This window comes from bacterium (assembly GCA_017744355.1).
In the GTDB taxonomy this organism is placed as follows: domain Bacteria; phylum Cyanobacteriota; class Sericytochromatia; order S15B-MN24; family UBA4093; genus JAGIBK01.
Genome location: JAGIBK010000006.1, coordinates 16,759 through 26,614 on the forward strand (window position 1 = coordinate 16,759; position 9,856 = coordinate 26,614).

The 9,856-nt window shown below is 64.6% G+C and carries 10 protein-coding genes; 4 read left to right on the forward strand and 6 right to left on the reverse strand.

Features of this window, described 5'->3' with window-relative positions; translation table 11 throughout:
- Positions 1-3: 3 nt before the first annotated feature.
- Positions 4-657, reverse strand: coding sequence for a hypothetical protein (locus J7643_15155; protein MBO9541924.1), 654 nt, complete (start codon positions 655-657; stop codon positions 4-6).
- Between the two features lie 141 nt (positions 658-798).
- On the opposite strand from J7643_15155, the gene J7643_15160 reads away from it, so the two are divergent.
- Positions 799-1,971: a hypothetical protein gene (locus tag J7643_15160; GenBank protein ID MBO9541925.1), complete on the forward strand. Its 1,173-nt coding sequence runs from the start codon at positions 799-801 to the stop codon at positions 1,969-1,971.
- A 15-nt stretch (positions 1,972-1,986) separates the two neighbouring features.
- On the forward strand, positions 1,987-2,466 hold the full coding sequence (locus tag J7643_15165) for a hypothetical protein (GenBank protein ID MBO9541926.1): 480 nt from the start codon (positions 1,987-1,989) through the stop codon (positions 2,464-2,466).
- 123 nt (positions 2,467-2,589) lie between these two features.
- On the opposite strand, the gene J7643_15170 is transcribed toward J7643_15165, so the two are convergent.
- The 4 genes from J7643_15170 to J7643_15185 all read right to left on the reverse strand — a co-directional run bounded on the left by J7643_15170 (position 2,590) and on the right by J7643_15185 (position 7,952).
- The gene (locus J7643_15170) at positions 2,590-4,053 is read right to left on the reverse strand and encodes a hypothetical protein (protein ID MBO9541927.1); all 1,464 of its coding nucleotides are present in this window, start codon (positions 4,051-4,053) and stop codon (positions 2,590-2,592) included.
- A gap of 680 nt (positions 4,054-4,733) precedes the next feature.
- Positions 4,734-5,933 carry a glycosyltransferase gene (locus J7643_15175; GenBank protein ID MBO9541928.1) on the reverse strand — a complete coding sequence of 400 codons (1,200 nt, stop codon included), beginning with the start codon at positions 5,931-5,933 and terminating at the stop codon, positions 4,734-4,736.
- Positions 5,934-6,093: 160 nt separating this feature from the next.
- The gene (locus J7643_15180) at positions 6,094-6,480 is read right to left on the reverse strand and encodes a phage holin family protein (protein ID MBO9541929.1); all 387 of its coding nucleotides are present in this window, start codon (positions 6,478-6,480) and stop codon (positions 6,094-6,096) included.
- Positions 6,456-7,952: an alkaline phosphatase family protein gene (locus tag J7643_15185; protein ID MBO9541930.1), complete on the reverse strand. Its 1,497-nt coding sequence runs from the start codon at positions 7,950-7,952 to the stop codon at positions 6,456-6,458. Before J7643_15185 ends, J7643_15180 begins: the two co-directional genes overlap by 25 nt.
- A 208-nt stretch (positions 7,953-8,160) precedes the next feature.
- Between J7643_15185 and J7643_15190 the strand changes: the two genes are divergently transcribed.
- A complete protein-coding gene (locus J7643_15190; protein ID MBO9541931.1) occupies positions 8,161-8,427 on the forward strand; it encodes a BON domain-containing protein in 267 nt (88 codons plus the stop codon).
- The gene (locus J7643_15195; GenBank protein MBO9541932.1) at positions 8,424-9,158 is read left to right on the forward strand and encodes a metallophosphoesterase; all 735 of its coding nucleotides are present in this window, start codon (positions 8,424-8,426) and stop codon (positions 9,156-9,158) included. Before J7643_15190 ends, J7643_15195 begins: the two co-directional genes overlap by 4 nt.
- Here the strand turns inward: J7643_15195 and J7643_15200 are convergent.
- On the reverse strand, positions 9,155-9,853 hold the full coding sequence (locus J7643_15200; GenBank protein MBO9541933.1) for a nucleotidyltransferase: 699 nt from the start codon (positions 9,851-9,853) through the stop codon (positions 9,155-9,157). The genes J7643_15195 and J7643_15200 overlap by 4 nt on opposite strands.
- Between the last annotated feature and the right edge of the window lie 3 nt (positions 9,854-9,856).

The window sequence follows — 9,856 nt, forward strand, 5'->3', positions numbered from 1 at the left end:
AGGCTAGTTAAAGAGGCCCGAGGGCTGGTCCCCGCCCTGAGGCGCTCCGGGCGCGGCGCCCTGCTGTTGCTGCTGCTGCGAGAACTGCTGCGCGCGCTTGAGTAGCTCCGGCGAGACGCCTGCCGGCAAGCCGGATTCGGGCGCCTCGGGCACAGAGTCGCCCGACATGGGCCGCGGGAGCGAGACGGGAGTGGGAATCTGCGGGTTCTGAACCATCGCAACAAGACGGCTGATCTGGGGATCCTCGGGGCGCAGGGCCTGCGCCTGCTTGAACGCCTCCAGAGCACCGGCGGCCTGGCCCCGGTAGAGGCGCATGAGGCCCTCGGTGCGCAGGCGGTCGAAGCGCTTGTTGCGCTCGGCCCAGGCCGCGTAGGTGACGGCGGGGGCCACCTGGACGCTGCCGGTGCCGATGCTGCCGCTCGCGACCGCCGTCCCTTCGGGAGCGAGCGGCCGACGCCGCCGACGGCGGATGGCCAGGGCCGGATCCGGGGTCGGCTCGACCTTGGGGAAGAACGGCGCGAGGACCGGATCCAGCATGGCCATCACCGGCGCGGTCACCCCCGAGAGGGACTCGCCGACCACGGGCAGGTCGGCGCAGCCGTTTAGGCTCAAGATCGTGGCCGCTGCGATCGCGGCGCGCATCAAGCGGGAACGCATCGTCCCAGGGTCCTCCTTGGCGGTTGATCTATGAGAGATCTTACCCCTGGCGCCCTTCTCCCAAACGGTTACTTGCTCTTATCCGCGCGTAGGGGGCATTCGAGCCGATTCGCGAAGCCACCGGCGGGGTATGAGACAGTCATGAGCAAGCACATCCTAGTCATGTACGAGACCGCAGGCGGCGGCCACCTCGCCAACGCCCGCGCCATCGAAAACGCCTTCAAGACCCGCTACCCCGACGACAAGGTCACCCTGATGCACATCTCGGCGGCCACCAACAGCAAGCGGGTGGAGTACCTCTACAACTCCTACAACGACATGCTCAAGGCCGACCCGCGCATGGTCCACTACGGCTACCAGATCATGAACCGGGTCAACGCCGAGCAGCTCATCTTCCCCCTCTTGCCCAAAGCCAAGCGCAATCTGGAGGACTACCTCCGCGAGCAGAACCCGGACATCATCGTCTCGGTCTTCGGCGTGGTCAACTACGCGGCCATGTCCATCCTCGAGCGCCTGGGCTGGGCCGGCAAGAAGCCCTACGTCATCTTCGTCACGGACCTGACGCGCAACTTCCTGCGCTCGTGGGTTCACCCCGAGGCCGACATGATGATCGCCATGCTCGACGAGTCCCGCGAGCAGCTGGTCGAGTACGGCATGCCCGCCGACCGGATCCGGGTCCTGCACGGCATGCCGGTCAACCCCACCTTCATGACCCAGAAGAAGCCCCGCGAGGAAGCCCGCAAGGCCCTCGGGATGGCCCCCGACCGCTTCACGGTGCTCATCACCATGGGCGGGGTCGCCAACAAGAACACCATCCGCTTCTCCAAGGAGCTTGCCGAGTCGGGGCTGCCCCTGCAGCTGATCGTCGCCTGCGGCCGCAACGCGGCTCTCAAGCGCAAGATGGACCGCCTCGCCTCCCAGGCGCGGATTCCCATCAAGGTCCTGGGCTTCACCGACCAGATGCCGACCCTCATGGACGCGAGCGACGTGGCCATCTCCAAGCCGGGGCCCGGCACCATCGCCGAATTGGCCTACAAGGAGATCCCCATGCTGATCGACGGGATCTTCACCCCCATGCCGCAGGAAAAGGGAAACCTGGACTTCGTGGTCGAGAAGGGGATCGGCACGGTCATCACCCGCTCGCACTCGGTCTCGGCCCAGATCCGCGACCTGATGGAGAACCCCTTCAAGGTCGAGCGCCTCAAGGAGAACATGCGCCGGATCAACAACCCCGACGCGGTCTACGACCTGGTGGACCTGCTCGCCAACGCCCAAGTCGCCAACGGTCGTGCCCCGAGCCTGACCGAGCACTAACCAGGAGGCCTAAACGTGGACAAGTTGAACGCAGGAAACAGGCAGCTGGAGGCGAGCCGGGTCTACAAGATCCGGCCCGGGCAGGAGCTCCCCGCCAAAGCGGCGGCGGAGAAGAGCGGCGCCGATGACGTCTTCTTCCGGATGGGGGGCGACACCTTCGCCGCCACCGGGCGCGGGATGAACCTCAAGGGCCTGAAAGAGGGCGACACCATCGAGTACAAGGGTCAAAAAGGCGTCATCGTCTCGGTCGACGACCGGATGAACTCGGCGATGGATGGCCTCAAAGCGCCCTACGCGCAGGCCATGCTCGGCATCGGGGCCGCCACCGCAGGGGGCGGCGCGGTCCTCGGGGCGGCCGGGGTTGGCACGATCGCGGGCAGCGTCTTCGTGGGCGGCTTGATCGCCGTCGCCGCCGGGGTGGGCTTCGTGGGCTCAGCGGCCTACGGGGCGCTCAGGTCGGTCAAGGCCGACGCCCTCCAGCCCTACGCCGAATAGGAACAATCGCCAAACGGGGCGATCGCTCGGCAGCTTAAAGCGGGTCCGGAGCCGCCCCTTCTTCCCCTGAGTAAACAAAGTAGGCGGCCGATAATAATCGGCCGCCTACTTTCCTATGGTTTCTTAGTGAAGGTGGAGCTTACGAATGCGGTGGGCGCCGTAATCACCAATGATAAGGTTCCCAGTGCTATCGAACGCAATACCACTATTTCGGTTGAACTGAGCCGACATGGCAGGACCGTCCTGATACCCCTCAATGCCATTGCCTGCAACCGTCGAGACGACACCATCCGGCGTCACCTTACGAATGCGGTAGTCGCTAATATCGGACACATAAAGATTATTGGCGGCATCGACAGCCAGACCAGCAACTTGATTGAATTGAGCGGCAGCACCTACTCCGTCAGCATAACCCGGAACACCGTTGCCAGCGAAAAGAGTTACCTGTCCAGCCTGGTCGATCTTGTAGATGGCGGATCGGGTAGGACCATCAACCAGATACAGATTGCCGTTTCGATCCGAAGTAATCATTGAAGGACAAGCAAAAGCTTGCGAAGTGCTAAAAGTCGTCACCATCCCGTTAGGAGCCACCTTCTTGAGGAGAGAAGCCTCCATATCCGCGATAACGAGATTACCGTTCAGATCGAAGGTGATGTTGCTCGGATTAGAGAATCCAGAAGCAAAAATTTCGACTTGATCATCCGTTGTAATCTTTACGATACGCCTATTCCAAGCATCGGCGACAAAGACGTTCCCGCTCGCATCCACTGCGACTCCGCGCGGATGAAAATAGCTGCCGGGCAGCGTCGTAATGTTGCCGTTGGTGTCTAGCTTACGAACCTTGTAATTCATGTCGTCCGTAAAATAGAGATTACCGGCCGAATCAAACGCGAGGTTGCTAACATTCGCAATCATCGCACTCGCTGCAGGACCATCCGCATAACCGTCGGTGCCGTTCCCTGCGATCGAGGAAACAAAGGCCTTAAAGCCCTTGCCAATGGTGACGGGGCCGTTGTTCTGGAAGCCGCCGTCCGTGACGATAACGCCCGACGAGGTGGCCTCGCCGTTGAAGATAACGTCGATCAGCTTGACCTTCAGGCTGGCCATGACGGGACGGTCGTCATTCGCGACCACGACGTCGACGTAAGACTGACTGTCATTGGTGCTAATCAAGTCAGCGCCAGCGGTGCCCGCCGCTTTGTAGGCGTAGCAGCGAATGCGGTAGGTGGTATCGATCATGAGGTTGCCGAAGGTAACGGGGTCGTCAAGCTCGGAGTTGAGCAGATCGGCCGAGACCTGATTGCCCTGCCCGTCGATGACCGGAACCTCGACGCCATTCACCAAGGCAAAGACCTTGACGACAAGGTGCTGGATGCTGGCCTTGGTGTAGGGGCTAACGATCGATTGGAGCCGGTAGCCGCCAGCGTTCACCTGGGGCTGGAGGGTGAGAACGCCCTTGCCCTTGGCAACCATGGCGCTCTGGCTGGGGATGTTACCAGTCATGACCGGGGCGTAGCTGCAGGCCGACAGGGCGAGTGCGCCAGCCAAGAGGGCGATCTGCCCCATCCTGAATCGTTGCTTCGACATGTGTTTCGTTCTCTCCTGTGTGGGTGGGGACATCTTGTCGTGCCGGTCCGCTGGGTGCTCGATTCCCGTGAGGAAGAGCAGAAGCCGACCTTGGCGATCAAGACAGAAAGCAAACAACTTATTTCAAGCTGTTGAGCACTATATATAGTCCATTATTAAGATTAAAACAAGGTCCCGTTATTCTTAATAATGACAAATCCTGATGGAGAGACGATCGCGCCGCACGCCGCAGGATATCGATACTGGGCTTAGCTTGGACGCCTGGCGGCGGTCGCCTTGTTATCTGCCTGTAGCAGAATTCTTCCCCCCCAGGTGAGCCCCAAGATCCAGGCGACGAGAAAGCGCGCGATGTTGGCGCTTCAGGCGTCATGCCGAAAGCGCCCGTAATCATGCGATTACGGGCGCGATAGCGCTCGAGCGCTATTTCTAGCGAGCATTGTTGAGACCATCGGGGTTGGCGATCTGTGCCAGCCCCTTTCGTTAGGCGGGACCGAGCGTCGGCACTAGCAGCCGCCTGCTTCAAGAAATGCAGCTCACCCTGCAACGGAAGACAAAATCTGGTCGATGACCAATTTTTCCATCGCAGGGCGCATTCGCACTCCACGGGGAGTAGGAATGATGATTTGAGTCGAAAAATACCGGAGCGAAGTCCGGTATCTCGTATTGTCCTTCCTGAATAGCTACCTGGGCAGGGCGATCATCTCTTCGTAGATCGACTCCATCTGGCCGATACAGGCTTCGAGAGCGTGGTGCTGGACCAGCTCGACACTGCGCCGGCCGTACTGAGCACGCAGCTCCGCATCATCGACCAGGCAGATGATGCGCTCGGCTAGATCGTCCGAGTTGCCCGGCAGGTGCAGGAAGCCGTTGTCCGCGTGGTGGACGATCTCGGGGATCGCGAGCGCGTTGGCCCCGATGAGCGGCAAACCGCTCGCCGCCCCTTCGAGCAGCACCATCCCCTGGAGCTCCGACTCGGAGGGCAGCACCAGCATGTCGGCCGCTCGGTACACCAAGGGCAGGCTCTGGTCATCCACCAGCCCAGTGAAGGTCGCATGATCCGAGAGGCCGAGGCCCGCGACCATCCCCTTCACGTCGAGGGCGCCGGCCCCCATGAAGAGGAAATGGCACTGGGTCTGGGCGAGCACCTTGGGCATGGCCTCGAGCAGCACGTCAAGGCGTTTCTCAAGCGCAAGACGGCCCGCGTAGAGGACGACGGGGCGATCGTTCGGCAGCTTGAAGCGGACCCGGAGCCGCTCCTTCTCGCCGGGCGAGGGCGGCGTGAAGACGTTGAGGTCCACCCCGTTGGAGACGGGCACCGGCTGCTTCTCCAGACCACGCTCGGTCAGCATGTCGCAGGCCAGGTTGGTCGGCGCCGTGACGAAGTCCACCTGGTTGAGGAACGAGACGACCTCGGCCCAGTAGACGTTGTCGAAGATCTTGTAGGCGAGCCAGTCGCGGTCGACCTTGAAAGGGATCAGGTTGTCCGGAATGCCATGGTTGCTCGCCACCACCGGGATCCCGAGCCGACGCGCATTCTTGAGAGCCGAGGGGCCCATGATGGTCGGCGTGACGAGCTGCACCAGATCCGGCTGGATCCGGTGGATGGTGTGCTCGACCAGGTTATCGGGGAGGATGGTGATGCGCGGAGCGGACTCTTTGTTGGTGTTGGTCGCCAGGTGCAGGGCCGGGATGGCGCGGGCGCGGACCACCGTCGTCTGGCCGTCGCGCTCCACGTAGTTGCGCATGCCCTGGGTGCCCGGCGCGAGGATCGTCACGTCGTGGCCGCGCTCGGCGAGACCGTGGGCCAGGCGCCGGATGGTGATGGCGCTGCCGCCGAGCGTCGGGGGGTAATACTGATCCGCTACCAAGAGCAGCTTCATGGTCGTTCGGCCTCTTTCCGGGCCCCCGCCTACCGGCGACGCCCTCCATTGAGGATCATACTAGCGAGGCGCAAGTCGGCGCGTCAAGCCGCGCAGAGCGCCGAACGTCCATCATTCCTCGGTTTTCAGGATCCTTCCCGGGCCAGGGGGGCTTCAAGGCTTACTTCTTAGCGCCGGTCAGGACCCTGAGCAGCCCGCCGATGAGCCAGCTGGCCAAGGACACGAGCACCGCGGCGAGCATGGCGGTCGCGAAGGCCGGCACCTGCATGCCGTTGGCCACGAAGGCCTCGATCCGCACCCCCTTCACCACGAAGGGCACCAGCCACATCATCAGACCGTTGATAACCAAGAGGAAGAGCCCGAAGGTCATCAGGGTCAACGGGAAGGCGAAGAGCTGAAGGATGGGGCGCAGGATGGCGTTGAAGAGCCCCAGGACGGCGCTCGCGAGCACCGCGGAAACCGGATCGCTGACGTGAAAACCGGGCAGGTACAGGGCGATGGCGAGAAAGGCCAGGGCGGAAGCTAGCCATTGACGGATGAGGACCACGATTGCCTCCACAAGGACGCGGGCGGGATGGACGCGAGGCCGAAAGCCGCGAGCACCAGGCGCGCCACGTCGCTGGTGCGCGAAGGTGCGCCGAGCGGCGGCAGCCCCACCGTCAATAATGGGACCATGGAGTCCTCTTTCGCAAGGCTGCCGTGGTTGCCCTTGCCCATGGTGATGCCCGTGGTGAACTCGTAGCCGCGCTTTGCGGTCAACACCACGTCCGCTCCGCCCTCCAGGGCGTCCCCGAGTCGCGAAAGCGCATCCGGGTACTCCAAGCCGCCAAGCCCTCCGTCGCGATCGAGGCGCAGGCCGAGGACCCCGGGGTCGCCCGCGAGCCTCCAGGCGCGCCCGTGCGGATCCAGGCGATCGCCCCCCGCGCGCCAGCGCAGCACCCGCCCGCTTTCGGCGCTCATGGCGCAGCAGTCTTGGCCTTCGCGCCAGGCGATCTGATCCACGCTCGGCCAGCGCGCGACCTGCTCCAGCACGTCGGACAGCCGCGTGGGATCCCGCAGGTAGATGAGCGCCGAGCGATCATTGGGGGCGATCGCAAGGTCTGCCCCCCGCGCGTCCAGCCCCCCCACGGCCAAAGGAGCCACCGTGAAGCCCTTGAAGGCCTTGAAGACGTTGACGGCGTACCCCGGCCTGCCGCCGATGGGACTCTGGGCGTGGTCGCCGACCAGGATCCAGCGGGCCTCGGTCACCGCCTTCTCCCAGGAGCCGTAGGCGTCCATCAGCTTGGCGAGCTGCCGATCGATGATCGAGAGGCTGTAGGCGCACCCCATGGGGCCCGCGTGATGCGAGCGAAGGTCGTGCTCGTTCAGGTAGACGAGGCTGAAGTCGGGGTGTTGCTCCTTGATCATGGCGGCCCCATAATCCCCCGCCCGATCGTCGTTGATGCCGAAGCGGCCGAAGAGGCCCTGCTTGCCGAAGCCCGGCATGGGCACGAAATCCCCCAGGTAGCAGTGGCGCGGGCCGCTCACGGCGAGATCCGGCTCCAGCCCCGCAAGCCAGGAGATCAAGCGGGGCAGCGTCGCCCGATGCAGGCAGGTCCCGCGGGTGATCGGGAAGTTCACGTTGCCGCAGACGAGCCCCGCCGCTTCGAGGCGCTCGAAGACCGTGGGGGTCGACACGTTAAGGTGGGCGCCGTTCAGGTGGATGAAGATGTCGCGGAGCACGCGCGGCAGGGTCCCCCTGACAAGGCTCTGGTGCGAGGGCCAGTAGTGGACGTAGCGGTCCTCCTCGCGGTGGTACCACATGATCCCGCGGATGCCGTGGACGCTCGGCATGACCCCGGTCACCAGGGTGCTGAGCGCGCTCGGGGTGACGGTCGGGAAGGTCGAGACGCACTCCAGATCGAGCAGGCCCGCCGCCGCGAGGAAGGAAAAAGCGGGCAAGCGATCGCGCTCCTGCTGGAGCAGCCCTGGATGCCAGCCGTCGATCACGATCAGGTGCAGAGGGCGGTGGTCTTGCATGGAGGATGCCTCGCTGCTCGGCGCCGTGAGGGGCTCCGACGCCGCTTAATCCTACGTAACAATCCCCCCGCAAGTCAAGCGCAGAGCGGCTTAGCCGGTGTTGTCCGGAGCCCCTCATGGCCCTAGACTTGGCATGCGCCCCGACCGCCCTCGAAGCGAAGGGGGCAGCCCCGAGGGGAGGCTCAGCGCGCTCAGAGGAGGGGAAAGCATGGAAAAGGTGTACCTGGTCAGCAAGGTCCGCACCGCGCTCGCCACCGACGAGCGGGTGGGCACGACCGACCTGCGGGTCCAGTTCACGCCCGAGGGACGCGGGGTGGTCACCGGTGAGGTCAACTCGGACGCCCAACGCCAAGCCGTCAGCGCGGTGCTTGCGGCCCTGCCCGAGGCCCGCGACTTCCTCAACCGCACCCACGTGCGCATCGTGCGAGCGCCCGACGAGGCCGAGGTCATCCTGCCGGGAGGCCATACGCCATGATCCGGATCGCCGCCAGCGGAGACCTGCACTGCCGGGCCGATGCGATCGGGCTGTTCGCCCCTTGGTTCTCCAAGCTCAACCGCGAAGCCGACCTGCTGCTGTTGGCCGGGGACCTGACCAACTGGGGCGAGGCGGCCGAAGCCGAGGCCCTCGCCACCGAGCTTGCGAGTCTCTCGATCCCGGTGCTGTGCGTCATGGGCAACCACGACTACCACGCCGAGACCCCGCACCTGGTGCGCGAGATCCTGGAAGAGGCGGGCGCCATCGTCCTCGAGAAGGAATCGACCGTGGTGGAGGTCCGGGGGCAAACCCTCGGAGTGGTCGGGACCAAGGGATTCGCGGGCGGCTTCGGCCAGGCTTGCATCGCCCCCTTCGGCGAGCCCGAGATCAAGCAGTTCATGCGCGAGACCTACGCCTGCGCCGAGGCCATCGAGCAAGGCCTGACGAGCCTCGAGACCGACTACAAGGTGGTGCTCCTGCACTACTCCCCGATCCCCGAGACCCTCAAGGGCGAGAGCGTCGGAGTGTACCCCTTCCTCGGCTCGTCGATCCTCGGCGAGCCGATCGACGCCTGCGGGGCGGATCTGGTGCTGCACGGGCACGCCCACCGGGGCTCCGAGCACGGTCAGACCCCGGGGGGAGTCCCGGTGCGGAACTGCTCGATCCCGGTGCTCGGGCGGCCCTATGCGTTGTACGAGTTACAAAAGGTCCGCGAGCCCGCGCGCTACTAGGCCTCGACCTCCAGGTCCTTGAGCAGCGCCGTGACGACCCAGTCCGGCACCGCCTCGCGGCCGAGGTCCGCCTGGGCGTACAGCACGAAGGACAGCACCCGGCGGGCATGCTCGGGACGGACCCGGCTCATGAAGTACTCCCAGTCGAAATTAGCCACCGGCCGCGCGAGCATCGAGAGGGCGTCGTACCAGTCCCGGCGCTCCTCGCGGTGCGAGAGGATCTTGCGGAACAGCACGTCCTCGGGCCCCATCAGGGTGAAGGGCAAACCATCGATCTCGGCGTCGCGGGTGTGGGCGAAGGTCTCGGCGTCCAGCCGCACGTTACCCGTGGTCCAGACGATGAGGTCGATCAGCACCCCGTCCTTGAAGGCCTTGTAAAGCCAGCTCGCATCGGTGTCCCGGGTGTGGAAGCCTCGCTTGCCGAGCGCGTCCATGGCCACGAAGGGGATCTTGGACGGCAGGAAGAGGTCGATGTCCTTGGTGCAGCGGCGACGCCCGTAGGCCCACACCGCGACCCCGCCCCCGACCATGAACGGCACGCCGGCCGCTTTCAGGATCTCGCAGGCCTCGTGCCCGATGGACAGGAGGCGGTGGTCGTCTGGAATCGGAGGCGTCGCGGCGGGCGGACCACTCGCCAAGAGGCGGCGCGCCTCGGGCATGGCGTCGAACATGCGCGGCAGAATAGCACGCTTCACAAA

Coding starts and splice junctions, on each gene's coding strand:
- J7643_15195 (MBO9541932.1), top strand. CDS start 8,424: ATGATCCGGATCGCCGCCAGCGGAGACCTGCACTGCCGGGCCGATGCG.
- J7643_15185 (MBO9541930.1), bottom strand. CDS start 7,952: ATGCAAGACCACCGCCCTCTGCACCTGATCGTGATCGACGGCTGGCAT.
- J7643_15155 (MBO9541924.1), bottom strand. CDS start 657: ATGCGTTCCCGCTTGATGCGCGCCGCGATCGCAGCGGCCACGATCTTG.
- J7643_15170 (MBO9541927.1), bottom strand. CDS start 4,053: ATGTCGAAGCAACGATTCAGGATGGGGCAGATCGCCCTCTTGGCTGGC.
- J7643_15160 (MBO9541925.1), top strand. CDS start 799: ATGAGCAAGCACATCCTAGTCATGTACGAGACCGCAGGCGGCGGCCAC.
- J7643_15175 (MBO9541928.1), bottom strand. CDS start 5,933: ATGAAGCTGCTCTTGGTAGCGGATCAGTATTACCCCCCGACGCTCGGC.
- J7643_15190 (MBO9541931.1), top strand. CDS start 8,161: ATGGAAAAGGTGTACCTGGTCAGCAAGGTCCGCACCGCGCTCGCCACC.